The following is a 25,394-nucleotide window of genomic DNA, read 5'->3' on the forward strand; positions in this document are numbered from 1 at the left end:
CCCTCGTATCCGTCACGCAGCCCTCTCAAGCGGACCCGTCTGTCGGCCGCTGACGCTGCCCTCGGGCTATGCGCCTTCGCGGTTGCGAAGTCAACGGCCGGTCAACCGTCGCCGCTTTGCGGGATGGACGCGGCGCCACGGCCGGTGCAGCGTCCGCCGATGCCGTCCCGTCTCCCCGCCCGCCCGCTCGCCCGAGCCATCCCGCACCGGAGCGGATCGGTCCCGTTCCGGAGGCACCGGGCCGTCCGGCCGCCCGGCGGTCGCGGATGATCGCCCACCACACCGCGATCTACGTCGGCTCCCGCGGCTTCGCCGCAGCGATCAACCTCGGTTCGGTCGCGGTGTTCACGCGTCTCGCGCCGCCGGAGAGCTACGGCACCTACCTCTACATCCTGTCCTGGTCGCTGGTGCTCTACGGAGCCACCTGCCAATGGCCGAAATTCGCGTTCTTCGCCCTGTACGACGAGGCGAGCGAGGGCGCGCAGGTCGGCACGGTCCTGCGCATCCTGCTGTGCACGCTGGCGCTGGCGGCGATCGGAAGCGCGCTCGCGGTGGCGCTCCACGTCGTGTCGCCGCGGATCGCGGCGGCGATCGTCGCGCTCGCCTTCGGCACGACCCTGTTCGAGGGCGCCACCGAGATCGCGCGCACACGGCTGCAGGCCGTCGCGGTGGCGATGTCGGTCGTCCTGCGCGGAATCCTGATCCTCGGCCTCGGCAGCGCGGTGCTGATGGTGTCGGGCGACGCCGTCCATCTCGCGCTGGCCGTGGCGACCGCCTACGCGCTGTCGTCGATCCCGGCCGCCGCGACGGTGGTCCCGCTGATGCCGGGCCGCGGCAGCCGGGCGGAGGCGCTGCGCCTCATCGCCTACGGCTGGCCGCTGGTGCTGTCCTTCGGCATCGCGGCTCTGGCCCAGGTGGTCGACCGGCTGATCATCGTGAAGACCGTCGGGCCGGAGCATCTCGGCGCCTACGGCGCGATCGCCGACTTCCTGAAGCAGAGCTTCGTCGTGTTCGGCGAGGCGCTGGCCCTCTCGCTGATCTCGATCGCCAAGCGCGAGGCGCGCGCCGGGGGGATGCCGGCGGCGACCGCGGTGCTGTGCGACGCCGCCCGCGCGATGGCGCTGGTCGCGGCCTTCGGCGCCGCGTTCTACCTCAACTTCGACGGGGTCGTCGTCTCGGTCCTGCTCGGGCCGGACTATCGCGACCAGGCGCGGGCGCTGGCCCCGGTGCTGATCCTGGCCAGCGTGCTGATGATGTTCCGCGCCTACTATTTCGGGCAGATCATCTACTTCACGCAGTCGAGCCGCCTCGAGGCCGTGGCCTCGACGGCGACCCTGGTGACGGTGAGCGTGCTCTCGCTGGCGCTGATCCCGCATCTCGGCGTCGCCGGCGCGGCGATCGCCTTCGCGGCGGGTCAGGCCGCGGCCTGCCTCGTGTTCATCCTCGGGGCGAACCGGCACGGGTCCGGCCTGCCGGCGATGCCGCTTCCGCTGGCCGACATCGCCGGCATCGCGGCGATCGCCGTGGCGACCGGCCTCGTCCCGGCGGCCCTCGCCTGGCTCCCGGGCGGGGAGGGCGCCCCGGCGCAGATCCTGCGCTTCGCCGTGCTGGCCCTCGGCTTCCTCGCCGCCGCGTGGCGCTACGACGTGGTCGGCATCGCCGGCGTGGTGCGGCGGCGCCTGCATCGGGTCGCCGGATGAGGGCGGGTGCGACGGCCAGGATGCCGGGCGGGCTGTACGCCGCCCTGCGCCCGCTCGATCCGGCAGCGCCCGGCGTCGGGGCCTGGCGCGCGCTCGGCGCGAAGGCCTGCGTCGCCAACCCGTTCTACGAGGCCGACTACGCGCTGCCGGCGGCCGGGGCCTTCGGCGACGGCGTTCGGCTCCTGATCGTCGCCGACCGCCCGCCGGACGAGCCCGGCGCGCGATGGCTCGCCCTGTGGCCGTTCCGGATCTCGCGCATCCGCTGGGGCCTGCCGCTGCCGGTCCTGATCGGCTGGACGCACGGTTTCTGCCCCTTGGGCATGCCGCTGCTCGACGCCGCCGAGCCCGACCGCGCCCTCGCCGGGCTGCTCGATGCGCCCAGGGCGCTCGGGCTGCCGCCGCGGCTGCTGCTGCTTAACGCGCCGGCGGATGGCCGCTTCGCGGATCTGCTGGCGGCGCGGACGGGGCGGCGCGATGCCGCCTACTGGGCGCATGCCCGCGGCTCCCTCGACCTCGCTGGCCTGACGCCGGAGGCGCGCACGGGCTATCTCGGCCACGTCAGCGGCAGGAGCCGGCGCAAGCTGCGGCTCGCGCGCGAGCGCCTGGAGGCCGGCGGTGCGGTGGTGCTCGAGACGATCGCCGATCCGGCCGCGCTGATCGACGCGCTCGACGACTACGTCGCCCTCGAGACCGCCGGCTGGAAGGGCCGGGCCGGGACCGCCCTCGGCCGGCGCCCGGCCGAGGCCGCGTTCCTGCGCGGGATGGTCGCCGGGTTCGGCGCCCAGGGCCGGATCCGGATCTTGCGCCTGCGCCGCGATCGCCGCACGCTCGCCGCCGCGATCCTCCCGCGAAGCGGTCACGAGGATTTCGTCCTGAAGATCTCCTACGACGAGGCGGAGGCCGCCGCCGCGCCGGGCGTCCAGCTCGTCCATCGCCTCACCGAGGCCGCGCTGCGGGACGGCGCGATCGCGCGAATCGATTCCTGCGCCGCCCCGGACTACCGCCTCGCCGAGATGTTCTGGACCGGGCGCCGGGCGATCGCGCACCGGTTGGTCGAGGCCTCGCCCGACCCGCTCTTCGCGCTCGCGGCCGCGCTGGAGCGTGCCCGCGAGCGCTATGCCAAGTGGCGGGCCCGTTAGAGCGTTGCGGCGGCGGCGCATTGCCTCCAGGGTCACGCGGTCCAGTTTGCCACGGCAAGAGACTCGAAGCTCGACCGGGAGGATCCGATTTCCAACGCCCCTGCCGCCCGCGCCGCCGATCCGTCCGAGAAACCGGATCGCCACGCCCCGAAGCCGCCCGAGCTGATGTCGCCCTGGCGCACGGATGCGCGCGTCGCGCTCCAGGCCGAGGCCCGCGCCTTCGCCCGCGACGTGGTGATGCCGCTCGCCGCCGCGCTCGACCCGCAGAAGGCCGAGATGCCGCGCTCGCTCATCGCCGCGATGGCCGAGAAGGGCTGGTTCGGCCTGACGATCCCGGCCGAGCACGGCGGCATGGGGCTCGGGGTGTTCGAGTACTGCCTCGTCTCGGAGGAACTCGCGCGGGCGTGGCTCTCGGTCGGCAGCATCCTGGCGCGGGGGCAGGGGCTCGGCACGCAGGTGCTCGACGACGCCCGCCGCGCCGACCTGCTGGCGCGGTCGGCGCGGGGCGAATGGATCGGCGGCATCGCCCTCTCCGAGCCGGGAGCCGGCTCGGACCTGGCCGGCGTGCAGACGCGGGCGGTGCGCGAGGGCGACCATTGGGTGCTGACCGGGACCAAGCGCTGGGCGGGCTTCGCGCGCGCGGCCGACTTCATCGAGGTTCTGGCCCGGACCCGCGATCCGGAGCCCGGCGAATCGCGCTCGGCCGGGCTCGAGCCGTTCCTGGTGGTCAAGCCGCCGGGTGAGTTCCCCGAGGGCATGACCGGGCACGTCATCGACAAGATCGGCTATCACGGCTTCCTGACGTTCCAGCTCGAGCTCGAGGGGGTGCGCGTCCCCGAGAGCGACCGCCTCACCGGCCTCTACGGCGACGGCGGCGCGGACGCGGATTCCGGCGGCTTCGCCTCGGTGCAGCGCGGCCTCAACATCGCCCGCGTCCACACCGCGGCCCGCGCCGTCGGCGTCGCGCGCGCGGCGGTCGAGGACACCCAGGCCTACCTTCAGGAGCGCGTGCAGTTCGGCCACCCGATCGGCGACTTCCAGGTGCTGCGCTTCGCGCTCGCCGACATGGCGGCCGAGGTGGCGCAGGCGCGCGCCTTCTGGTGCCAGGTCGCCCATCTTCTCGACCAGGGCGAGGCGGCCGAGAGCGAGTCCGCCATGGTGAAGCTGCTGGCCACCGAGATGGCGGTGCGCGTCACCAACCAGGCGATGCAGCTCCACGGCGGCAACGGCTACACCACCGAGCGGCGGGTCGAGCGCTATTGGCGCGACGCGCGGCTGACGACGATCTTCGAGGGCACCAGCGAGATCCAGCGCCGCATCATCAGCGACCGGATGCTGCCGAAGGCCTGACGCCCGCACGGCGACCGCCCGCCCCCGCACGCGTGTGCGAGGCGCGACCGTCGGCGAGGCGGCCTGCCGGACGCGCTTGCGGCGGGCGGACGCCCTTCTGTGCGCGGGGACGACAACATCGAACTCGCCGACGCCGACGGCTCCGTCGGCGTCCGGGCGTCCAGGGGTGCGTTCCGGGGCCTCGTCGAGGATCGGCCGTGAGACGTTTCGCAACGATGCGGTGGTGCAGGGCCCCCAGCGCGGTGCCGGCCATCGCGGACCGCGATCGATCGGGCGCGCCTGTCATGAATGCCGGCTCGGGACATTCTCGCCCCTGCAATCGTTTGCGGGACGACGCTCGCGCGTGACCTGAAACCCGCCGCGCGCTGCCGCTCACCCTCAGGGTTGGGCTGCCGGTGCCCGCTCGCCGGCGCGGGCCCGGGCCAGGGTCCGGCCGAGGCGCTGGGCCATCTGGTCGCGCAGGGCCTCGGCGACCTCGATGTCGACGAGCCGCCAGGTCCAGCCGCGCAGGCGCAGGCGCACCCGCAGCTGCTGCGCCCGCGGCGCGTCCGGCGGGATCGCGATCACGGCGGTGCGGAAGCCGCGCATCTCCGAGGCGATCCAGAACGGAAACACCCGCCCAATGCGATCCAACCTGAGCCCGGACGGCTTCACCCCGTCGGGACGCGGGATGTCGAGGCTCTGCGGCCAGCCGTCGTCGAGCAGGTCGAGCACGGTCTCGGGCGTCACCATCGATTCCGCGAGCGCCAGCGCCACGCCGACCGCCGCCTCGTTGAGGCGCTGGCGATCCTTGGCATCGAGGGTCGGATCGTTGTCCGACGCCGAGCGCAGGGCGGCGGTGGTCTGCCGGACCAGCGACAGCCGCAGCGTGCGAAAGTTGGCATGCTGCTGGACGAACGCGACGTCGTGCGCCCTCACCGCCCGTGCGAAGTCGTAGAGCGTCCAGAGCGGCGTCAGGGTGAAGGCGAACCAGCCGAGCACCGCGACGAGGGGAAACACCCACCAGCGCATCGCCCAGCCTATCGCCCGGCCGCCGCGCTCACGCGCCGACCGACCACGCGTGCAGCGGCGCGAAGGCCGCGACGACGCCCTCGTAGACCGGCCGCTTGAACGGCACGATCAGCCCCGGCAGCTCCGCGAACGGCACCCAGCGCCACGCGTCGAACTCGGCCTTGTGGGCACCGCCGCCGGGACGCTCGACGTCGATCGCGTCGTCGTCCCCAAGGAACCCGAAGGCGAACCAGCGCTGCGTCTGACCGCGGTAGCGGCCGCGCCAGGCCTGCTTTCGCACATCGGGCGGCAAATCGTAGGACAGCCAATCCGGCGCCTCGGCGAGCAGCCGGACCGAGGCCGCGCCGACGTTGGTCTCCTCGTGAAGCTCGCGCAGGGCTGCGGCCTGCGGCGCCTCGCCGTCGTCGATCCCGCCCTGCGGCATCTGCCAGGCGAGGTCGCCCGCGACGTGCTCGGGGCCGGCCTCCGGCTTGCGGCGACCGACGAAGACGAGCCCGGCGCGGTTGATCAGGGTGACCCCGACGCAGGGGCGATAGGGCAGGCTCTCGCCCGGATCGCGGGATTCGGTGTCGCTCTTCATCGGCCGCGACCATAGGGAGGGCCAACCGGCGCGGCAACGTCGGGAAACACGATATCGGCAGCGCCCGATCGCGGCAGCCGCCGGGCTCAGTCCGCCTTCGTCACCCGCACCGCCTTCGCGCCGCGGAGCGCCACGCTCGCCGGCACGAGGCGGATGCCGCGGCCCTCGAGCTCGCGGCTCCAGCGCGCGATCCGCTCGATCGTCATCGGCTGGGCGCTGCCCGAAGCGAGGGCGAAGCCGTTGGCGCGGGCCTGCGCTTCGAGCCGGGCGAGCTCGCGATCGATCGCCTCCGGGCGCGGCACCGCGTCGAGGACGATCTCGGCGCGGGCCGCCGGCACCTTGGTCTTGCCGAGCAGGTCCGCGGGCACGCCGCGCGCGTTGGTGCCGTCGTCGAGGAAGCCAAGCCCGCGGGTGGCGATGTCGCGCAGGACCGGCTCGAACGCGACCGCGTCGGCCATGAACTTGGCTCCCATGAAGTTCGTGACGCCGACATAGCCCGAGAACCGGCTCATCACCCAGGCGAGGCGGTCGGCGTTCTCGGATCCCTTGGCGGCGGTGAGCAGGCCCTGCGGGCCGGGATCGCTGTCGGGGTAGTCGAACGGCTCCATCGGCGCCTGGAGCAGGATCTCGTGGCCGAAGGCGCGGGCCCGCGCCGCGCTGCGCTCGGCATCGGCGCCGTAGGGGGAGAAGGCGAGGCTGACGGCGGGCGGCAGCTTGACGATCGCGCTCGCGGTGGCGGCCTGGCCGACGCCGAGGCCGGTGAGCAGGATCGCGATGCGCGGCCCGCTGCCGGGCTCCTCAAAGCGTGCGTAGACGTCGAGCGGGCGGATGCGGCCGTCGCCGAGCTTGGGCAGGACGCCGTGGCGGCCACGCTCGGTCAGGCGCGGGTCGGGGGCGGGCGCGAGCTTGGGCGCATCGGCCTGGGGCACGCGGATCACCACCGCCTCGGCCGGCGCGGCCGACCCGCCGGCCCGCACCACGGTGACGCCGGAGGCCGACTCGACCTCGACGGCGCTGCTCTGGAGCTTCGATGCCGGCGCCGGCTCGTTCGCGGCGGCGGCCTCCGGCGACGGGGGACGCCCGGCGGCGGCCATCGTCTCGCGGACGACGATGGCGACCTGGACCCGCGGCTCGCCCGCCTTCGGGTCGCCGAGCAGAAGCACGAGGCCGAGCACCGCCAGGCCGAGCCCGCCGAGACCGGCCGCAACGGCGCGCGGAGACCGGCCGAGGGTCGCGAGGCACGCGCGCAGGCGTGCCAGCGCGGCCTTCGGGCCGGGGGCGGGGACGTCGACCCCGAGGGGACGCGTCAAGATATCGTCGGACGAGTCGGTCACTGGCCCTCGGAACTGGCGGGGCCGCCGGAGAATCGCCGGTCGCGGCAAGGCAGCCCCGCCGTCATTGCCGGCCGCCATGGTTAATTTTTCGTAAGAGCGGCCTTCGGTCCTAGAGCCTGTTCCGTGATCACCGGATCACGGAACAGGCTCGCTCTCGTTGTGTGGTCGCGCTCTCGTCACGCGAGCCGGGATCCGCCGCGCTCGAAACGGCTCGCAACGCGCGCACGGGCGCCATGCGAAGAACCCCGCCCGGCACGCGCCGGACGGGGTTCTCGCCGTGTCGTCGATCCCGGACGGGATCAGTTCGGCATCGTCGGCTTCTGGGCGTTCGCGGCGCCCTTCTGGATGCCGTGGAGGAAGTCGACGGCGGCGGTGAGCTGCTTGTCCTTGGCGGGATCCGGCGGGACGTAGGCCGACGAGCCGCCGCGCTCCTCGACGTCCTTCTGCTTGAGGTGGCCCTTCAGGCCGGCCTCGCCCTTGGTCTCGTCCTTGCCCTTGAGCTCGTCCGGGACCTCCTGCAGCACCTCGACGTCGGGCTCGATGCCCTTGGCCTGGATCGAGCGGCCGGACGGCGTGTAGTAGCGCGCCGTGGTGAGGCGCAGCGCGCCCGAGCCGCCGAGCGGAATGATCGACTGCACCGAGCCCTTGCCGAAGGAGCGCGTGCCGAGGATGGTCGCGCGCTTGTGATCCTGCAGGGCGCCGGCGACGATCTCGGAGGCCGAGGCCGCGCCGCCGTTGACGAGCACCACCACCGGCTTGCCCTTGGTGATGTCGCCGGCCTTGGCCGAGAAGCGCTGGGTCTCGTCCGGGTTGCGGCCGCGGGTCGAGACGATCTCGCCGCGGTCGAGGAACGCGTCGGAGACCATCACCGCCTGGTCGAGCAGGCCGCCCGGGTTGTTGCGCAGGTCGATCACGTAGCCCTTGATCTTGTCCTGCCCGATGTCGGTCGAGAGCTTGTCCACGGCAGCCTTGAGGCCGTCGTAGGTCTGCTCGTTGAACTGCGTCAGGCGGATGTAGCCGATGTCGGCCCCCTCGACGCGCGAGCGTACGGGCTTGATCTTGATCACGTCGCGGTTGAGCGTGACCTCGATCGGGTCCTTGGCCTCCTTGCGGGTGATCTTGAGCTTCACCGGCGAGTTCACCGGGCCGCGCATCTTGTCGACCGCCTGGTTCAGGGTCAGGCCCTGGACCTGGTCGTCGTCGATCTGGGTGATGATGTCGTTCGAGAGCAGCCCCGCCTTCGAGGCCGGGGTGTCGTCGATCGGGGTCACGACCTTGATCAGGCCGTCCTCCATCGTGACCTCGATGCCGAGCCCGCCGAACTCGCCGCGGGTCGTGGTCTGCATGTCGCGGAACGCCTTGGCGTCCATGTAGCTCGAATGCGGGTCGAGCGAGGTCAGCATGCCGTTGACGGCCGCCTCGATCATCTTCGCCTCGTCCGGCTTCTCGACGTAATCGGTGCGGACCTTCTCGAACACGTCGCCGAACAGGCTGAGCTGGCGGTAGGTCTCGGCGGAGGCCGCCACGGCGCGCGGACCCGACAGGAAGTCGGTCTGCGTCGCGACCATCGACGTGCCTGCTCCCAGGAACGCGCCGAGCATGATGAGGGACGTCTTGCGCATTATCCGCGAACCTTCTCGCTGGGGCTTTTCGCCCACCAAGGCTCCGGATCGATGGAGCCGCCGTCCTTCTTGAATTCCACGTACAGGATCGGATCGCTGCCGTCGCCGCTCATCACCGGCTGGACCGCACTTCCCTCGCCCATGTTACCGACCGGCTCGCCCGCGAGCACGAATTGGCCGACCTCGACCGAGATCTGGTCCATCCCGGCCAGCAGAAGATAGTAGCCATCGCCGGCGTTGATGATCAAGAGTCGTCCGTAGGACCGGAACGGCCCGGCGAACTGCACCCAGCCGTCGGCGGGAGAGGACACCACGGCCTTCGCGCGGGTGGCGAGCGAAATGCCGCGCGTCATCCCGCCGTTGCCGTCGGGCTGGTTGAAGCCGCGCAGCAGGCGGCCGCTGACCGGGCGCGGCACGTCCCCCCGGGCGTCGACGAACTTCACCTTCGGGGCGAGCTTGGCGGGGTCGCGGATGCCGGCTGCGGCGAAACGCTCCTGCGTCGCCTTCGCCTCGCGCTGCTCGGCCGCCTTGGCCTCGTCGGCGGAGCGCTTGGCGGTGGCGACCTCGCCCTCGATGCGGTCGAGGAGGTCCTTCAAGCTCCGGGCCTCCTTGGCGAGGTCGGCCGCACGGGTCCGCTCGGCGGCGAGCCCGGTCTCGACCTCCGCCTGCCGGGTCCTCCGCGCGGCGACGAGGGCCGCGAGGCGCTGCTGCTCGCGCGCCCAGCCGGCGAGGTCGTTCTGCATGCCCTGCCGGTCGGCGGCGATCAGGCCGCGCAGGCGCACGAGCTCGGCGAGGTCGGCGGCCAGCGTGTCCACCTCGCCGCGCATCTCGGGCACGATCGCCCCGAGCAGCATCGAGGTGCGGATCACCGCCAGAACGTCTTCCGGGTTGACCAGCACCGCCGGCGGCGGGCGCCGGCCCATGCGCTGGAGCGCCGCCAGGATCTCGGCGATCACCCCGCGGCGGGCCTCGAGCGAGCGGCGGATGGCGGCCTCGCTGCCCGACAGCGTCTTGAGGCGCTCCTCCAGGCGGCTCATCCGGTCCTCGGTGGCCTGGGACTGCCGGCCGGCATCGAGGAGCGCCGCGTCGAGCTTGGCCCGGTCGCCGCCGATGCTGGCGATCTCGGACTCGAACTGCGCCTTGGCGCCCACGCTCGCGGCGAGCGCATCCTGCACCCGCTTGAGGTTGTCCGCGCGGCGGTCGCGCTCGTCGATGGCGCGCTGGATGCGCTCGGCCTCGGTGACGGGCGCCGCCGCGTCCTGGGCCCGCGGACGGGCCGCGGGCAGGGCGGCGAGGGCCGCGGCGAGGGCGCCCGTGGCGACCAGCCTCGTGAGGACCAGCGTCATGGCGTGCGTTTGCCGGCTCCGTTCATCAGCGCAGGTCTCATCCAGCATTGCGGCGCACGCGAGGCATTCACCCGTCGGGATCGCCGCGATGATACGGGTGGCCCGCCAGGATCGTGAGGGCGCGGTAGAGCTGCTCGAGCGCCAGCACGCGCACGATGCCGTGAGGCAGCGTCGCGGCACCGAAGGACAGGGTGAGGTCGGCCCGGGCCCGGACGGCGGCATCGAGCCCGTCGGCCCCGCCGATGGCGACCACCAGGGCCGGGCGCCCGGCATCGCGCCAGTCGCGGATGCGCTCGGCGACGCGCTCGCTCGGCAGGTCGGCGCGGCCGCGCTCGTCGTAGGCGACGAGGACGCCGCCGGCCGGCACCTGGGCGAGCAGCCCGGACGCCTCCTCGGCGCAGCGGTCGGGGGCACGCCGCGCACGGCTCTCGACCATCTCGGCGATGTCGCAGGCGGGGAAGCCGAGGCCGCGACCGAGCTGGGCCGCACGCTCGCGGTAGCGCGCGGTCAGGTCCCGCTCGGGCCCGTTCTTGAGGCGCCCGATCGCGGCGACGAGGAGGCGCAACGGGTCGGCGTTCAGTCGGCGGAGACGCCCGAGGGGCGGTCGGAGCCCCACATCTTCTCGAGGTTGTAGAAGCCGCGCACCTCGGGCCTGAAGATGTGGACGAGGATGTCGCCGGCATCGATCAGCACCCAGTCGCAGGCCGGCATGCCCTCGACGCGGGCGGTGCCGAAGGACTTGGCCTTCATCTCCTGCGTGATGTGGTCGGCGATCGAGCCGACGTGACGCTGCGACCGTCCGGAGGCGATGATCATCGTGTCGGCGATCGAGGTCTTGCCGGCGAGATCGATGGCGATCGTCTCCTCGGCCTTCATCTCGTCGAGGCACCCGAGCACGAGTGTCCTCAGGTCTTCGACCCTGGCCAGGGCGGCGGTCTCGGAACCCTGGGTTCCCGTGTGGAGCGACTCGGACAGCGTCCTGATTCCTCGGATATCGGCAGTGGCGACGCGCGCCTGCGTTGAACCGACGACTTTGGCCGGTTCCGGGCGGTAATTCAAGGTTCCCCGGTGCCGCTCCGCGCATCGCGGATCTGCGTCGAGGAGAGATGCGAGCGCGGGCCGTGCAGGAACACCCAGGCCGGGGGCGCCATGCCCGGCAGGGCGGAGGCGTCCGATTCCGGGATGCGGGCGGCGGAGAACCGTCGGGCGGCCCGCGCGCCCGGCGCGCTGAGGGTGTGGCCGGGGCGGTCGATCACCGCGACCGGCATCAGGCCCATGATCTCGGCCGAGCCCTTCCAGCGATGGAAGCTCGCCAGCGAATCGGCCCCCATGATCCAGACGAAGCGGATGCCCGGCCGCCGCCGCACCAGCCAGCGCAGGGTGTCGCGGGTGAAGCGGGCGCCGATCGCCGCCTCGAACCCGGTCACCGCGATCCGCGGATCGCCCTTCGCCACCGCGGCGGCCTGCGCGCAGCGCTCGGAGAGCGGCGCGATCGGCCGCCCGCGCTTCAGCGGGTTTCCGGGCGTGACCAGCCACCACACCCGGTCGAGGCGCAGGCGGCGCAGCGCCATGGTGCCGACATGCAGGTGGCCGGCATGCGCCGGGTTGAACGAGCCGCCGTACAGGCCGATCCGCATCCCCGGCGACGCGGGCGGCAGCGCGCCCTCACGCAACGGCGCGGATCACGGCAGGCGAGACCGCGCCGCTCACGGGCGCGTCTGGCCGCTGCCGTGGACCCGGTACTTGAAGGTGGTGAGCTGCTCCACGCCGACCGGGCCGCGGGCATGCATGCGGCCGGTGGCGATGCCGATCTCGGCGCCGAAGCCGAACTCGCCGCCATCGGCGAACTGGGTCGAGGCGTTGTGCACCACGATCGCGGAATCGACCTCGGCGAGGAAGCGGACGGCCTCGTCGCCGTCCTCGGTGACGATCGCGTCGGTGTGGTGCGAGCCGTAGGTCTCGATGTGCTCGATCGCCGCCTCGAGCCCGTCGACGACGCGGACCGAGATGATCGCGTCGAGGTACTCGGTGCGCCAGTCGGCCTCGGTCGCCGCCGTGACGCAACCGTCCACCGCCTGCACGTCGGCGTCGCCGCGCACCGCGCAGCCGGCGTCGAGCAGGGCGGCGACGAGGGGGGCGAGATGGGTGCCGGCGCAGGCGCGGTCGACCAGCAGCGTCTCGGTGGCGCCGCAGATGCCGGTGCGCCGCATCTTGCTGTTGAGCAGGATGGTCCGGGCCATGCCGAGGTCGGCGGCGGCCGCGACGTAGACGTGGCAGATGCCGTCGAGGTGGGCGAAGACCGGGACCCGCGCCTCGGCGTGGACGCGCTCGACCAGGCCGCGCCCGCCGCGGGGCACGATCACGTCAATGCAGCCGTCGAGGCCGGCGAGCATCGCGCCGACCGCGGCGCGGTCCTTCGTCGGCACGATCTGGATCGCGTCCGCGGGCAGGCCGGTGGCCTCGAGCCCGGCCCGCATCGCCTCGGCGATGGCCATGGCGCTGCGGTGGCTGTCCGAGCCGGCCCGCAGGATCGCCGCGTTGCCGGCCTTGAGGCAGAGCGCGCCGGCATCGGCGGTGACGTTCGGGCGGCTCTCGAAGATCACGCCGACGACGCCGAGCGGCACGGCGATGCGCTCGATCAGCAGGCCGTTCGGGCGCTCGAAGGCCGCGACCTGGCGCCCGACGGGGTCGGCCAGCGCGCCGATCTTCTCGACCGCGTCGGCGATCGCCGCGAGGCGGCCCTCGTCGAGGGTCAGCCGGTCGATCAGCGCCTGGCTCTGCCCGGCGGCCTTCGCGGCGGCGACGTCGCGGGCGTTTTCGCGCAGGATGGCGGCGCGGTCGGCGCGCAGGCGCTCGGCGATGGCCCGCAACGCCACGTCCTTGGTCTCGGCCGAGGCCAGCGCCAGCTTGCGGCCGGCGGCGCGGGCGCGCCGGCCAATGCCGTTCATCTGCTCGGCGAGGTCGTCGGCCGACGCGAAGCCGGATCGCATGTTCAGGACTGGCACGGGCATCATCCCAGGTCGGCGGCCTTCCCCGAGCCGCCTACGAAGCTGCGACTTATCTGCATCCTCGGGCAGCACGAAACAAGCGCCGCGGCAAAGATCGGAACGTTTCGAAGGCGCTCGTATCCAGTCATGGACGCGGCGCGACCGGTTCTAGAACATCGCCAAGTCGTCGCGATGCACCATCCAGGCGCGTCCCGGATAGGTGAGGAGGTCGGCGATCTGCGTGCTCGGGCGCCCCTGGATCAGCGCCGCCTCCGTGCTGTCGTAGCCGACGAGGCCGCGGCCCAGCACCCGCCCGGCGCGGTCGCGGATCAGCACGGCGTCGCCCCGGCCGAAGCTGCCCTCGACGCCGCAGACGCCGACCGGCAGCAGGCTCGCCCCACCGTCGAGCGCGCGCGCCGCGCCGTCGTCGATCACCAGGGTGCCGCGCGGCTCGAGCGACCCGGCGATCCAGGTTTTCCGCGCTGCGGTGGGCGTGGAACCGGACAGGAACCAAGTGCATCGGCCGCCCGCGACGACGCTGCGGAGCGGATTCTTCTCGCGGCCGTCGGCGATGATCATGTGGGTCCCGCCCGACACCGCGATCTTGGCGGCCTCGACCTTGGTCCGCATGCCGCCCCGCGACAGCTCCGAGGCGGGACCGCCGGCCATCGCCTCGATCTCGGGCGTGATCCGCTCGACCACGGCCAGGTGGCGCGCGTCCGGATCGGCATTCGGGGGGGCGGTGTAGAGGCCGTCGATGTCGGAGAACAGCACCAGCACGTCGGCGCCGATCATCGTGGCGACGCGGGCGGCGAGCCGGTCGTTGTCGCCGTAGCGGATCTCGGAGGTCGCCACCGTGTCGTTCTCGTTGACCACCGGAACCGCGCGCATCTCCAGGAGCTTGAGCACGGTCGCTCGCGCGTTGAGGTAGCGGCGGCGCTCCTCGGTGTCCTGCGGCGTCACCAGGATCTGCCCGGCGACGATGCCGTGGTGGCCCAGCGCCTCGGCCCAGTGCCGCGCCAGCGCGATCTGCCCAACCGAGGCCGCGCCCTGGCTCTCCTCCAGCCGCAGGGCCCCCGGCGCGAAGCCGAGCACGGTGCGCCCGAGCGCGATGCTGCCCGAGGACACCACCAGCACGTCGACCCCGCGGGCATGCAGGTCGGCGATGTCCTCGGCGAGCGCCGCGAGCCAAGCGTGCCGCAGCCGGCCGCGGGCGCGGTCCACCAGCAGGGCCGAGCCGACCTTGATGACGACGCGGCGGAATTGATCGAGGGAGGGGGTCATGACGCCGGGACGTAAGCTGGGACGAGGTCGGTGTGGACGAAGTCGTCGCCCTTGAACAGGAGGGGCGCATCGTGGGCTTTGGAGACGGCGTAGGATTGGCAGTCGCCGAAGTTCAACCGCGCCGGATGCCCTTGTCCCTTCCCGAAGCGTTGGAAGGCATCGGATGCCATGCGGTACATCTGGAGCGTGAAGGCGACCGGCTGCACCGTGGTCCGCAGGATCAGGACCTCCAAAAAATCCTCGGCAAAACCCGGCATCAGCGAGCCCAGCACGATCCTCGCCTCGAGCAACGTCGGGGTTCCGATGATCGCCCGATTCTTGGCGACCAGCGTGTCGAAACGCTCGCCTTCAGGCTCTTCCATCGCAATCGCGACGATCGCCGAGGTGTCGAGCGCGATCATACCGGCAGGCCGTACTCGTCGTAGAGATAGTCATGATCGGTGGGGACGTTCGCGATGCGATGTGCCCGCGCCTCGCGGACCAGCGCTCGGATCACGTCCCGTTCGGCACGTTGCGTCGGTGTCAGGTCATCGTTGACCGTCGCGACGCGGCGGTCGAGCTCTCGCAACGCCGTGACCACCGCCTCGTCGACCGTGGTGCCGGCGCGCTCCGCGAGTTCATGGGCAAGAGCGAAGGCTTCGTCGTTCATGACGATCAGCGCTTCCGTCATCGAAACCTCCACAGGTTCAACAACCTCGGGCGATGCTAACCGACCCGATCACCCCCGTCATCACGGCTGCCAGGCCGCCTCGGGCACCCGATCGGCCTCGGCGGCGGCATCCATTTCGCCCTGGAGCGCACGCAGCGCCTCCGGCACGCCCTGGCCCGAGGCCGAGGACAGGACGAGCGGCTTGCGCTTGGCGGCGCGCTTCAGGCGGGCGACCTGCTCCTTCAGGGTGTCGGCGTCGATCGCGTCGGCCTTGGAGAGCGCCACGATCTCGGGCTTGCCGGCGAGGTCCTCGCCGTAGGCCTCCAGCTCGTGCCGGACCATCTTGTAGGCCTTGCCGGCATGCTCGCAGGTGGCGTCGACGAGGTGCAGCAGCACCCGGCAGCGCTCGACATGGGCCAGGAACCGGTCGCCGAGGCCGACGCCCTCGTGTGCGCCCTCGATCAGCCCGGGGATGTCGGCGAGCACGAACTCGCGGGCATCCGAGCGCACGACGCCGAGCCCCGGATGCAGGGTGGTGAAGGGATAGTCGGCGATCTTCGGCTTGGCCGAGGTCACGGTCGCCAGGAAGGTCGACTTGCCGGCGTTCGGTAGCCCGACGAGGCCGGCATCCGCGATGAGCTTGAGGCGCAGCCAGATCCACTGCTCGGTGCCTTCCAGACCCGGATTGGCATGCTTCGGGGCGCGGTTGGTCGAGGTGGTGAAGTAGGCGTTGCCGAAGCCGCCGTTGCCGCCCTTGGCGAGCCGGACCCGCTGGCCGACCTGGGTCATGTCGGCGATCAGGTGCTCGCCGTCGACCGCCAGGATCTGGGTTCCGGCCGGCACCTTCAGCACCACGTCGGCGCCGTTGGCGCCGTGGCGGTTCGAGCCCATGCCGTGCTCGCCCTTCCGCGCCTTGAAGTGCTGCTGGTAGCGATAGTCGATCAGCGTGTTCAGGCCCTCGACGCACTCGACCCAGACGTCGCCGCCGCGCCCGCCGTCGCCGCCGTTGGGGCCGCCGAACTCGATGAACTTCTCGCGCCGGAACGCGACGCATCCCGCGCCCCCGTCGCCGGAACGGACATAGACCTTGGCTTCGTCGAGGAATTTCACGGTGTCGCTCGTCTTCATGTCGGGGCGCGGGCCACCGGCCCGCCCCGTCTCGTTCACGCCGCGGCGATGCGGCCCCGTCCATCGGCGTCGCGCACGCTGCGCAGCTCCGCCGCGAACCCCGTCGCTTCGGCCTTGGGCCGAGACGGCGAGGGATCGATTCCGCTCGATCCGTCCAGCGACGTCAAGGGCGCCGGGCCGATCGCTTCGTCAGGCTGCCCGGTCGCAGCCGGAGACCCCGAACCGGGCCGACCACGCGGCGCGGTCGAGCCGGAAGCGATCGGATGTCAGGTCGCAGCCGCGGACGGGGACATAATCCGTCGCCGTTCCCGTGCGGACGAAGCCGACCTTCTCCAGCACCCGGCGCGACGCCGGGTTCTCCGCCCGCGCATCCGCCGACAGCACCGAGCCGCCGGCATAGGCGAAGTAGGCGTGCACCATCGCCTCGGCGGCCTCGGTGGCGAGGCCGCGGCCCCAGAAGGGCCGGCCGAGCCAGTAGCCGAGGCGGGCCCCCGCCGTCGCCGCGTCGGCGCGGATGCCGACGAACCCGACGAGGCCGTCCGGGTCGGACCGGAGCGAGACCGCCATCGCCAGGCCCTCGCCGGCGGCGTTGCAGCGCCGCGCCTCCAGCACGAAGGTCTCGGTCTCCATCCGGTCGATCGGGTGGCGGATCCGCGCGGTCATCTCGGCCACCGACCGGTCGCCCGCGAGCCGCACGATCGCGTCCACGTCCTTGGCGCGCGGCCAGCGCAGCCACAGGCTGCGGGTCTCGATCCGGAAGACGTCGTCGCGGGTCAGATCGGGGAACATCGTTCGGGCTCCTCCGCCGCGATCCTCCGTAGCGGAGGACCGTTGCGCTGAGACGACGAAAGGGAGGATGGCGCCCCATCCTCCCCCGCGTCTTCCGTTCGACCCCCCGGCCTCGTGGCCAGGATGCGAGAAACAGATCCGCCGGTTCGGTGTGGGACACCGGCGGGGCCTGCTTCGCCTGTTCGAGGCGCCCGCCGTCTACTCTGCCGCTTGCGCGAGCGGCACCACCGCCACGAAGGCGCGGCCGCGCTTGGTCTGGAACTCCACGCGACCCTCGGTCAGCGCGAACAGGGTGTGATCCTTGCCCATGCCGACATTGGTGCCGGGGTGCCACTTGGTGCCGCGCTGGCGCACGATGATGTTGCCCGGAATCACGGCTTCCGAGCCGAACTTCTTCACGCCGAGGCGCTGGCCGGCCGAGTCGCGGCCGTTGCGGGACGAGCCGCCTGCTTTTTTGTGTGCCATGGTTCAGTCTTTCGAATGACGTGGGATCGGAACGTGCGGATCGCGTGGGGGCGGGGTCGCCCTTACGCGCTCTTCGAACCGGCCGAGAGGCCGGTGATGCGCACGACCGTGTGGTGCTGGCGGTGGCCGCGCTTGCGCCGCGAGTTCTGCCGGCGGCGCTTCTTGAAGGCGATGACCTTCTTGTCGCGACCGTGGGAGACGATCTCGCCGGTGACGCTGAAGCCCGACAGGAGCGGCGCGCCGACCTGGGTCGCGTCGCCGTCGGTGAACAGCAGGACCTCGCCGAAGGTCACGGCGGAGCCTTCGTCGCCTTCGAGGCTGGCGATGGTGATGGTGTCGTTCTCGGCAACGCGATACTGCTTGCCGCCCGTCTTGATGACTGCGAACATCGTCTCTCTCGTGGTTCGAACGGCCTCCGGGACGCGCCCTGGACCGACTTCTTATGCATTCGTCGCGATCCGCCCGAAGGGCCGCCGCAACGCGAAACGCACGGCCTTCTGCGAGGAAGCCGCGCGTTGTGCCCGGTGGATAGGGGATCGGCACGCGATCTGTCAAGGATTTGCGGGGGCGAATGCTTGCCCGCATCGCCCTCGAAGAGCGCGCCGCGAGCCCTTCCGAGCCGAGGTGGCGACGCCGGGCGGGAGCGGCGCCCCTCGGGCGTCAGCGCATCGCCTGGATGATCGCCGGGCTGATGATCACCACGAACAGCACCGGCAGGAAGAACAGGATCATCGGCACGGTCAGCTTCGGCGGCAGCGAGGCCGCCTTCTTCTCGGCCTCGTTCATGCGCTGGTCGCGGCTCTCCTGCGCGAGCACGCGCAGCGCCTGGCCGATCGGGGTGCCATAGCGCTCGGCCTGGATCAGCGCCGTGACGACGGCCTTCACCGGCTCGAGGCCGACGCGCATCGCGAGGTTCTCGTAGGCCTGCCGGCGATCGGGCAGGAACGACATCTCGGCGGTCATCAGGGCGAGTTCCTCCGCCAGCACCACCGAGGTGGCGGCGATCTCGGTGCTCACCTTCCGGAAGGCGTGCTCGATCGCCATGCCCGATTCGACGCAGATCAGCGTCAGGTCGAGGGCATCGGGCCAGGCGAGCTTGATCTCGGCCTTGCGCTTGTTCGACTTGTTGACGAGGTAGAGTTCCGGCGCCTTGATGCCTCCGTAGGCGCAGGCGATGACGATGCCAAGGCGCATCAGGTAGGGCTGGTCCAGGGCCTCCAGCACGAACAGGTAGAACAGCGAGCCCAGCGTCGCCGAGATCGGCATGACCAGGCGGAAGAACAGGAACGTGGTCTCGGATTGCTGGCCGCGATAGCCGGCCATCAGGAGCTTGCGCTTGGCCGTGTCGGTGCCGAGCCAGCGGCGCAGGTCGAACCGCTCGACGACCTGCTTCATGTAGGCCTTGGGCTCGATCCGCAGCGTCGCCTTGGTGTTGAGGCGCTCGCGTTCCCGCCGCCGGATGATCTCGCGCTCGTCGCTGACGAGCTTCATCCGCTTGCCGAGGTTGTCGCTCTCGAGGAACGGCTGCGCCACGGCGAAGGCCGTCGCCGCCACGGCGACCGCGGTCAACGCGATGCCCATGGTGCGCGGGTCGAAGACCTTATCGGCGATGAGGTCGATCATGGCGATGGGCTTCCGCGAAAGGGCCGTCGGGCTTCGGGTGACGACCGGATGTGATCGAGCCCGGCGCGGCGCGATCCGGGCTGCCGGACGGCGCGGGCCGCAGGCGGCCTCAGATGTCGAACGCGATCATCTTCTTGATGGTGAGGATGCCGATGCTCATCCAGATCGCCGAGCCCAGCAGCGCGAGCTTGCCGAAATTGGTGGTCCAGAGGATCGAGATGTAATCCGGGCTGGTGAAATAGGTGATGCCCGCGACGAAGAACGGAAGCGCGGCGATGATGCCGGCCGAGGACTTGGCCTCCATGCTCATCGCCTGGACCTTGCCGGCCATCTTCCGACGCTCGCGCAGCACCCGCGACAGGTTGGAGAGCGCCTCGGAGAGGTTGCCGCCCGATTGCTGCTGGATGTTGATCACGATTGCGAAGAAGTTCACCTCCTGCACCGGGACCCGCTCGTAGAGCCGCGAGACCGCCTCGCCGAGCGACAGGCCCAACGCCTGGGTCTCGATGACGACCCGGAACTCCGAGCGCACCGGCTCCTCGGCCTCGCGGGAGACCATGCGGAAGCAGTCGCTGACGGGGATGCCGGTTCGGATGCCGCGCACCACCACGTCGACGGCGTTGGGCAGCTCCTTCGTGAAGTTCGCGATGCGGCGCTTGCGCAGGTGGCGCAGCAGCAACATCGGCACGCCGAGGCCGCCGACGAAGGTCCCCCCCAGCCCGGCGATCGGGCTCGCGGTGATCATGAGCACGAGCAAGCCGACCACCACCGCGAGGCCGGCGGAGATCATCCAGTAGGTCCGCTCCGACCACGCCAGGCCGGCCCGCGCGATCTTGAGCTCGAGGGTCACCTTGGCGGCGCCCTTGGCCTTGGCCTCGATCTCGCCGAGCGTCTTCGCGACCTGCTCGCGCCGGTTCACGGTGACGCCGCGGATCGCGTTGCCGGCGGCCGAGGCGCTGATCGTCCTGAGGCGCTGCGTCGCCCGCCGCTCGCCCATCAGCAGCGGCATCAGGAAGACGTAGCCGAGGGCGAGCGTGGTCACGAAGACCAGCCCGACGGCGAGCGGGACGTTCGCGGCGGCGTTCACAGCGCGCCCGACGCCTCGGCGGCGGCGTCGAGCGCCTCGCCGAGTTGCCGCTCCAGCCCGTAGTAGCGCGCCCGCTCCCAGAATTTCGGCCGGCCGACGCCGGTGGAGCGATGGCGCCCGATCAGCTTGCCGTTGGCATCCTCGCCGACGATGTCGAACAGGAAGACGTCCTGGGTGGTGATGACGTCGCCCTCCATCCCGAGCACCTCGGTGATGTGGGTGATGCGGCGCGAGCCGTCGCGCAGGCGGGTGGCCTGCACCACGACGTCGATCGAGCCGCAGATCATCTCGCGCAGCGTCTTGGAGGGCAGGGTGAAGCCGCCCATCGAGATCATCGACTCGATGCGCGACAGGCACTCGCGCGGGGAGTTGGCGTGCAGCGTTCCCATCGAGCCGTCGTGGCCGGTGTTCATCGCCTGCAGCAGGTCGAACGCCTCCGGCCCGCGCACCTCGCCGACGATGATCCGCTCCGGCCGCATGCGCAGGCAGTTCTTGACGAGGTCGCGCATGGTGACCTGGCCCTGGCCCTCCATGTTGGGCGGGCGCGTCTCCAGGCGCACCACGTGCGGCTGCTGAAGCTGCAGCTCCGCCGCGTCCTCGCAGGTGATGACGCGCTCGTCGTGCTCGATGAAGGCGGTGAGGCAGTTCAGCAGGGTGGTCTTGCCCGAGCCGGTGCCGCCGGAGATGACGATGTTGCAGCGCGACCGGCCGATGATCTTCAGGATCTCCGCCCCCTCCGGCGAGATCGCGCCGAAGCGTACGAGCTGGTCGAGGGTGAGCTTGTCCTTCTTGAACTTTCGGATGGTCAGGGCCGGGCCGTCGATGGCCAGCGGCGGCGCGATGACGTTGACGCGGGAGCCGTCCGGAAGGCGCGCGTCGCAGATCGGCGAGGCGTCGTCGACCCGGCGCCCGACCTGGCTGACGATGCGCTGGCAGATGTTCATCAGCTGCTGGTTGTCGCGGAAGCGCACGTTGGTGAGCTGGATCTTGCCGTTCACCTCGATGAAGGCGCGGTTGGCGCCGTTGATCATGATGTCGGCGATGTCGTCGCGGGCGAGCAGCGGCTCCAGCGGGCCGTAGCCGAGCACGTCGTTGCAGATGTCGTCGAGCAGCTCCTCCTGCTCGGCGATCGACAGCACGATGTTCTTGAGGCCGATGATCTCCGAGACGATGTCGCGGATTTCCTCGCGCGCCGCATCGGGCTCGAGGCGCGAGAGCTGCGCGAGGTCGATCGCCTCGATCAGCGCGCCGAAGATCATGCTCTTGGTGCGGTAGTAATCCTCCGAGCGCGGGTTGTCCTGCGCCACCACGGCGGGCGACGCATCCATGCGTTTGCCGGCCACGTTCTCCTGCACCAGCACCGGCGCGGTCGCGCGCAGGGCGGCCGGCGGCGGTGCTGCAGCCGGCGCCGCGGCGGTACCCTGCCTCCTACCGAACATGGGACGAATCCTCGGATCGCGTCGGAAAGGACGGGCGCGCAGGCGTCCGCGCGCATCTGGCTGCGAGGCGCGCGTGGGCCGCATCGCCCGCCGGGGAGGGCACGGCGGCCCGCGAGAGCATCGGCATCAGGACGCCTTCCGGCGCGCGAGCTTCGCGAGGAGCGGCTCGAGCAGGTTGGGGCGGGCGCGCTTCGCCTCCGGCCGTCCCAGCATCGCCGCGGCGAGGTCGGCGAAGATCTCGGCGGCCTTCGAGCCGGCCTGCACCTCCGCGATCATCTGGCCGTTGTTGGCGGCGGTGCCGAATAGCGCCGGGTCGAACGGGATGCTGGCGACAAGCGGCGATTCCAGCGCCTTGGTGAAATCCGCCGCGCCGATCTCGGGACGCTTGGGCACCCCGACGCCGTTCAGGATCACCCGGGGCCACGCATCGTTGGGCCGGCCCTGCTGCAGCGCGCCGAGCAGGTTCTTGGCGTTGCGCAGGCTGGCGAGATCGGGGCCGGCGACGATCAGGATCTCGTCGGCCCCGGTCAGCACCCGCTTCGACCAGGCGCACCACTGGTGCGGCACGTCGAGGACGATGCAGGGCACGGCCGCACGCAGGTGGTCGATCAGCGCGTCGAAGGCCGGCTCGGACAGGTCGATGGTGCGGTCGAGGCTCGCCGGCGCCGAGAGCAGGCTGAGCTGGTCGCTGCATTTCGAGAGCAGGCGCTCGACCAGCGCCGAATCGAGGCGCTCGGGCGCGAACACCGCCTCGGCGACACCCTGCGGCGGATCCTGGTTGAAGTTGAGCGAAGCGGTGCCGAAGGCGATGTCGAGGTCGGCGATCACCGTCTGCGCGCCCTGGCCGCGGGCGATCGACCAGGCGAGGTTGTGGGCGACCGTCGAGGCGCCGATGCCGCCCTTAACGCCGTAGACCGCGATGGTCCGCCCGACCGGCTTGACCCCGGGGGCGGCGAACAGGTCCGAGAGCGAGGCGATCAGCGTCAGCGGCTCGACCGGCGCCATCAGGTAGTCGCTGACGCCGCGCTGGATGAACTGGCGATACAGCGTCACGTCGTTGACGTGCCCGATGACGAGCACCCGGGTGCCGGCGTCGCAGACCTCGGCGAGGGCGTCGAGGCATTCCATCGGCCGGGATTTCGGACCCTGCGTCTCGATGATGATGACGTTGGGGGTCGGCGCGTGGCGGTAGGCTTCGACCGCGGCCGCGCCGCCCCCCATCTGGACCTTGAGGTGGGCCTTCTGCATGCGCCGGTCCGTCCCGGCGCTCTCGATCATCGCAGCGGTCTCTGCGACCTCGCAGAACGCCTGGATCGTGATCCGGGGCACCGGGGCGATCATCCGCTCAGATGTCTCGGGGTGGTCCGCCATGACGAGGCCTTCGGGTTCGGGTTCTTGAGTCTGGGGTCTAGGTCTTAAGTCTTAACGTTTGGGTCTCTGGGTCGGCGGAGCCGGGGCGTGGCGCCGCGCGGCGGCTCACTCGCTGACCGAGGACTTCACGCTCGTCTTGCCATCCTGGCGCCAGGCGGTTGACGGATCCTTGCCCTCGCGAAGCTGGCCGATGTCCTTGACCCGGCGGATCGTGTCGATGCGGCCCTCGGGACGCCCGCGCACCAGGTCGACCGGGTCGGCGACCTGGGCGGCGATCGTCGCCTGGGTGGAGCAGCCGAGGTTCCACGACGGCTGATTGCGGAAGTTCGCGATCGGGCTGCTCTCGCCGAGGTCCTGGGGCCACAGCCCGCACTTGTCGGCGACGCGCGCCTCCATGCGGTGGAAGCTGAGGCGGATCGGGCTGGCGAGGCCGGGATCGGCGACCGGGTAGCCGGAGACCACGATCTCGCGCGCCGGCACGCCGCCCTCGGCGCCGAGCCGGCGGATGGCGGCGGCGGTGCGCTCGACGCCGGCGCCGACGGAAGGGGCCACCCCGCGCGGCAGGTCAATCACGAGGCTGCCGCGGCCGTAGCGGCGATATTCCAGCAGGAACGCGTCGATGTCGGCGGCCTGCCGCGGGTCGAGGTGGCCGACCCCGGTGACGAACACGTCGAGGACGCGGCTGCCGTCGGCGAGCACGATCGGATGGCGGGCGCGATAGTCGGCGGGCGCGATCGAGCCGGTGACGGCACGGTCGGAATGGCAGGCGCCGAGCGAGCCGCCGACGGAGGCGGCGAGCATGGCGAGGGCCAGGGTGCGTCGGGCGGGGGAGGGCAGGCCGGGCAACGTCATCGGTTCGGTCCTGGGGCGGGGCGACGCCGGGGCGGAGGAGGGAAGTCGCGCGGGGCGGGGCACCGCGGGGCGAGGATCAGTCGGTGATGAAGCCGACGCGGCCGCGATAGCCGCGCCCGAGCGGAGCGGTGCCGGCGGTGCCGTAGACCCGGTTGATCTGCCCGAGCAGGATCGCCTGGCCGTCGGTGGCGTCGACGAAGGCGTCGTCGGGGCGCGTCACCTGCCGGGGCTCCATCGCCTTGGCGATGTAGGGGGTGACCATGATCATCAGCTCGGTCTCCTGCCGCTGGTAGTCGCGCGAGCGGAACAGGGCACCGAGGATCGGCAGGTTGACGAGGCCGGGCAGGCCGTTGATCGCCGCCTTGCTCTTCTGCTGGATCAGGCCCGCGGTCATCATCGTGGCGCCCGAGGCGAGCTCGACCGTCGTCTCGGACTTGCGCACCGTCAGGCCCGGAACGGCCGAGGTCGTGTTGCCGCTGACGAACGAGTAGGAGTTCTGCGGGTCGATCTCGCTCACCGACGTGCCGACGCGCACGGAGATGCGGTTCTCGGCCATCACCACCGGCGTGAAGTTGAGGGTGACGCCGTAGGGCTTGAAGGCGATGCCGACGACGCAGGTCGGCTGGGTCCCCGCGACGAGGCTCGGCGTGCAGCTCTGGCTCGACGGGACCGGCAGCTCGCCGCCGGCGGTGAAGTTCGCCGACTCGCCCGAGATCGCGGTGAGCGTCGGCTCGGCGAGAACGCGCGAGACGCCGGCCTGCTCGAACGCACGCAGCGTCGCCGTGATGCTCGCGCCGCCGGTGCCGTTGATCGTGCCCGAGAGCAGGTTCCCGGCCGGGAACTGGCCGCCCGAGAGCGAGAGCGGCGTCACGTTGGCGAGGTTGAGCCCCGACCAGCTGCCGCTGAGGTTGATCCCGAACTGCTTGAGGACGGTGCGCGCGACCTCGACCACGGTGACGCGCAGCATCACCTGGTCCTTGTTGCGGATCGTTAGGTTGTTGATCACCGCGCCGCGGGCTCCGGCGCCGCCACCGCCGGCGGCGCCGCCGGACACGCCGACGAAGGCGTTGGCGATGTCGATCGCCTGCTGCGCCTCGGACGAGGAGCCGACCGAGCCGGACAGCAGGATCGAATCGCCGGTGACGCGCACGTCGAAGCGGCCGCCGGGAATGCTCTGGCCCAGGAGCTGGCGCAGCGCCCCGAGCTTGAGGTCGCGCGCCACCGTCACGTCGAGCGCCGCGATCTGGCGGCCTTCCGCGTCGAGGATGAAGATCGAGGTCGCGCCGTCGGCCATGCCGATGACGAAGACCTTGCGGGTCGAGCGCACCACCGCGTTGGCCACCGCCGGGTTGGCCACGAACACCTCCTTGGCGTCGCGCGGCAGGTCGACGATCACGGAGCGGCCCGCGGTCAGCTCGATCTTGCGGGTCGTGCTCGCCTCCGCCTGCCCGACGGACAGGACCGGGGCGGGCCCGAGCACCGCGCGCTCCTGCGCCGCCGCCGGAGCGGTTCCGAAGGCCGTCAGCAGGGCGAGCAGGCCGGCGAGCGGGCTCGCCAGAGGATGGGTGAGGGGGCTCGCGGGATGGCCGGCGAGCGTCGGTCCGGAATCCGTCATCGGCTGCACCTCGTCGTGCGGTT

26 protein-coding genes are annotated in these 25,394 nt (G+C 71.7%); 3 read left to right on the plus strand and 23 right to left on the minus strand.

From position 1 onward, the window contains the following. Window positions 1-266 precede the first annotated feature (266 nt). The 3 genes from MKK68_RS17740 to MKK68_RS17750 all read left to right on the plus strand — a co-directional run bounded on the left by MKK68_RS17740 (window position 267) and on the right by MKK68_RS17750 (window position 4,189). Entirely contained in the window at window positions 267-1,700 is a 1,434-nt protein-coding gene (locus MKK68_RS17740) for a lipopolysaccharide biosynthesis protein (RefSeq protein WP_243987967.1), read from the plus strand. After that, the gene (locus MKK68_RS17745) at window positions 1,697-2,839 is read left to right on the plus strand and encodes a GNAT family N-acetyltransferase (protein ID WP_244031997.1); all 1,143 of its coding nucleotides are present in this window, start codon (window positions 1,697-1,699) and stop codon (window positions 2,837-2,839) included. Before MKK68_RS17740 ends, MKK68_RS17745 begins: the two co-directional genes overlap by 4 nt. Before the next feature lie 165 nt (window positions 2,840-3,004). Continuing rightward, a complete protein-coding gene (locus MKK68_RS17750) occupies window positions 3,005-4,189 on the plus strand; it encodes an acyl-CoA dehydrogenase family protein (protein WP_244031999.1) in 1,185 nt (394 codons plus the stop codon). A gap of 378 nt (window positions 4,190-4,567) precedes the next feature. Here the strand turns inward: MKK68_RS17750 and MKK68_RS17755 are convergent, their stop codons facing one another. The 23 genes from MKK68_RS17755 to MKK68_RS17860 all read right to left on the minus strand — a co-directional run bounded on the left by MKK68_RS17755 (window position 4,568) and on the right by MKK68_RS17860 (window position 25,371). Next, complete coding sequence (locus tag MKK68_RS17755) at window positions 4,568-5,200, minus strand: DUF2939 domain-containing protein (protein WP_147728798.1); 633 nt, start codon at window positions 5,198-5,200, stop codon at window positions 4,568-4,570. A gap of 28 nt (window positions 5,201-5,228) precedes the next feature. Beyond that, window positions 5,229-5,780 carry an RNA pyrophosphohydrolase gene (locus MKK68_RS17760; protein ID WP_243937550.1) on the minus strand — a complete coding sequence of 184 codons (552 nt, stop codon included), beginning with the start codon at window positions 5,778-5,780 and terminating at the stop codon, window positions 5,229-5,231. A gap of 86 nt (window positions 5,781-5,866) precedes the next feature. Next, complete coding sequence (locus tag MKK68_RS17765; RefSeq protein WP_279605402.1) at window positions 5,867-7,090, minus strand: divergent polysaccharide deacetylase family protein; 1,224 nt, start codon at window positions 7,088-7,090, stop codon at window positions 5,867-5,869. Between the two features lie 323 nt (window positions 7,091-7,413). Beyond that, a complete protein-coding gene (locus tag MKK68_RS17770) occupies window positions 7,414-8,736 on the minus strand; it encodes a S41 family peptidase (protein ID WP_147729525.1) in 1,323 nt (440 codons plus the stop codon). Then, window positions 8,736-10,082: a murein hydrolase activator EnvC family protein gene (locus MKK68_RS17775; protein ID WP_244032003.1), complete on the minus strand. Its 1,347-nt coding sequence runs from the start codon at window positions 10,080-10,082 to the stop codon at window positions 8,736-8,738. Before MKK68_RS17775 ends, MKK68_RS17770 begins: the two co-directional genes overlap by 1 nt. A gap of 67 nt (window positions 10,083-10,149) precedes the next feature. Continuing rightward, on the minus strand, window positions 10,150-10,647 hold the full coding sequence (gene rlmH / locus MKK68_RS17780) for a 23S rRNA (pseudouridine(1915)-N(3))-methyltransferase RlmH (protein ID WP_147842120.1): 498 nt from the start codon (window positions 10,645-10,647) through the stop codon (window positions 10,150-10,152). Between the two features lie 11 nt (window positions 10,648-10,658). After that, the gene (gene rsfS, locus MKK68_RS17785; protein WP_313898961.1) at window positions 10,659-10,979 is read right to left on the minus strand and encodes a ribosome silencing factor; all 321 of its coding nucleotides are present in this window, start codon (window positions 10,977-10,979) and stop codon (window positions 10,659-10,661) included. Window positions 10,980-11,137: 158 nt separating this feature from the next. Further along, window positions 11,138-11,755, minus strand: a complete 618-nt coding sequence (locus MKK68_RS17790; protein ID WP_279603602.1) for a nicotinate-nucleotide adenylyltransferase — start codon at window positions 11,753-11,755, stop codon at window positions 11,138-11,140. 33 nt (window positions 11,756-11,788) lie between these two features. Then, window positions 11,789-13,087, minus strand: a complete 1,299-nt coding sequence (locus MKK68_RS17795) for a glutamate-5-semialdehyde dehydrogenase (protein ID WP_244032010.1) — start codon at window positions 13,085-13,087, stop codon at window positions 11,789-11,791. A gap of 150 nt (window positions 13,088-13,237) precedes the next feature. Further along, window positions 13,238-14,353 carry a glutamate 5-kinase gene (gene proB, locus MKK68_RS17800; RefSeq protein ID WP_147726611.1) on the minus strand — a complete coding sequence of 372 codons (1,116 nt, stop codon included), beginning with the start codon at window positions 14,351-14,353 and terminating at the stop codon, window positions 13,238-13,240. Continuing rightward, complete coding sequence (locus MKK68_RS17805) at window positions 14,350-14,754, minus strand: type II toxin-antitoxin system VapC family toxin (RefSeq protein ID WP_244032024.1); 405 nt, start codon at window positions 14,752-14,754, stop codon at window positions 14,350-14,352. The genes proB and MKK68_RS17805 overlap by 4 nt, the downstream gene beginning before the upstream one ends. After that, window positions 14,751-15,023, minus strand: a complete 273-nt coding sequence (locus MKK68_RS17810) for a type II toxin-antitoxin system VapB family antitoxin (RefSeq protein WP_147842123.1) — start codon at window positions 15,021-15,023, stop codon at window positions 14,751-14,753. Before MKK68_RS17810 ends, MKK68_RS17805 begins: the two co-directional genes overlap by 4 nt. Before the next feature lie 60 nt (window positions 15,024-15,083). Beyond that, on the minus strand, window positions 15,084-16,112 hold the full coding sequence (gene obgE, locus MKK68_RS17815) for a GTPase ObgE (RefSeq protein WP_243934928.1): 1,029 nt from the start codon (window positions 16,110-16,112) through the stop codon (window positions 15,084-15,086). Between the two features lie 53 nt (window positions 16,113-16,165). Then, on the minus strand, window positions 16,166-16,297 hold the full coding sequence (locus tag MKK68_RS29545) for a hypothetical protein (protein WP_279605403.1): 132 nt from the start codon (window positions 16,295-16,297) through the stop codon (window positions 16,166-16,168). A 22-nt stretch (window positions 16,298-16,319) separates the two neighbouring features. Beyond that, window positions 16,320-16,919 carry a GNAT family N-acetyltransferase gene (locus MKK68_RS17820; protein WP_244032026.1) on the minus strand — a complete coding sequence of 200 codons (600 nt, stop codon included), beginning with the start codon at window positions 16,917-16,919 and terminating at the stop codon, window positions 16,320-16,322. 198 nt (window positions 16,920-17,117) lie between these two features. After that, window positions 17,118-17,384 (minus strand): 50S ribosomal protein L27, encoded by a 267-nt coding sequence (rpmA, locus tag MKK68_RS17825; protein ID WP_147726605.1) that lies wholly within the window; start codon window positions 17,382-17,384, stop codon window positions 17,118-17,120. Window positions 17,385-17,446: 62 nt separating this feature from the next. Further along, window positions 17,447-17,773: a 50S ribosomal protein L21 gene (rplU, locus tag MKK68_RS17830; RefSeq protein ID WP_147726603.1), complete on the minus strand. Its 327-nt coding sequence runs from the start codon at window positions 17,771-17,773 to the stop codon at window positions 17,447-17,449. Window positions 17,774-18,044: 271 nt separating this feature from the next. Beyond that, the gene (locus MKK68_RS17835) at window positions 18,045-19,007 is read right to left on the minus strand and encodes a type II secretion system F family protein (protein ID WP_147842125.1); all 963 of its coding nucleotides are present in this window, start codon (window positions 19,005-19,007) and stop codon (window positions 18,045-18,047) included. Window positions 19,008-19,116: 109 nt separating this feature from the next. Further along, the gene (locus MKK68_RS17840) at window positions 19,117-20,094 is read right to left on the minus strand and encodes a type II secretion system F family protein (protein WP_243934821.1); all 978 of its coding nucleotides are present in this window, start codon (window positions 20,092-20,094) and stop codon (window positions 19,117-19,119) included. Beyond that, a complete protein-coding gene (locus MKK68_RS17845; protein WP_147726600.1) occupies window positions 20,091-21,533 on the minus strand; it encodes a CpaF family protein in 1,443 nt (480 codons plus the stop codon). Before MKK68_RS17845 ends, MKK68_RS17840 begins: the two co-directional genes overlap by 4 nt. 126 nt (window positions 21,534-21,659) lie before the next feature. After that, a complete protein-coding gene (locus MKK68_RS17850) occupies window positions 21,660-22,904 on the minus strand; it encodes a CpaE family protein (RefSeq protein WP_244032029.1) in 1,245 nt (414 codons plus the stop codon). A gap of 105 nt (window positions 22,905-23,009) precedes the next feature. Then, window positions 23,010-23,756, minus strand: coding sequence for a CpaD family pilus assembly protein (locus MKK68_RS17855; protein ID WP_405042795.1), 747 nt, complete (start codon window positions 23,754-23,756; stop codon window positions 23,010-23,012). A gap of 76 nt (window positions 23,757-23,832) precedes the next feature. Then, the gene (locus MKK68_RS17860) at window positions 23,833-25,371 is read right to left on the minus strand and encodes a type II and III secretion system protein family protein (RefSeq protein WP_409567261.1); all 1,539 of its coding nucleotides are present in this window, start codon (window positions 25,369-25,371) and stop codon (window positions 23,833-23,835) included. Between the last annotated feature and the right edge of the window lie 23 nt (window positions 25,372-25,394).

Origin of the sequence: Methylobacterium sp. E-016 (assembly GCF_022829745.1) — a bacterium.
GTDB lineage: Bacteria > Pseudomonadota > Alphaproteobacteria > Rhizobiales > Beijerinckiaceae > Methylobacterium.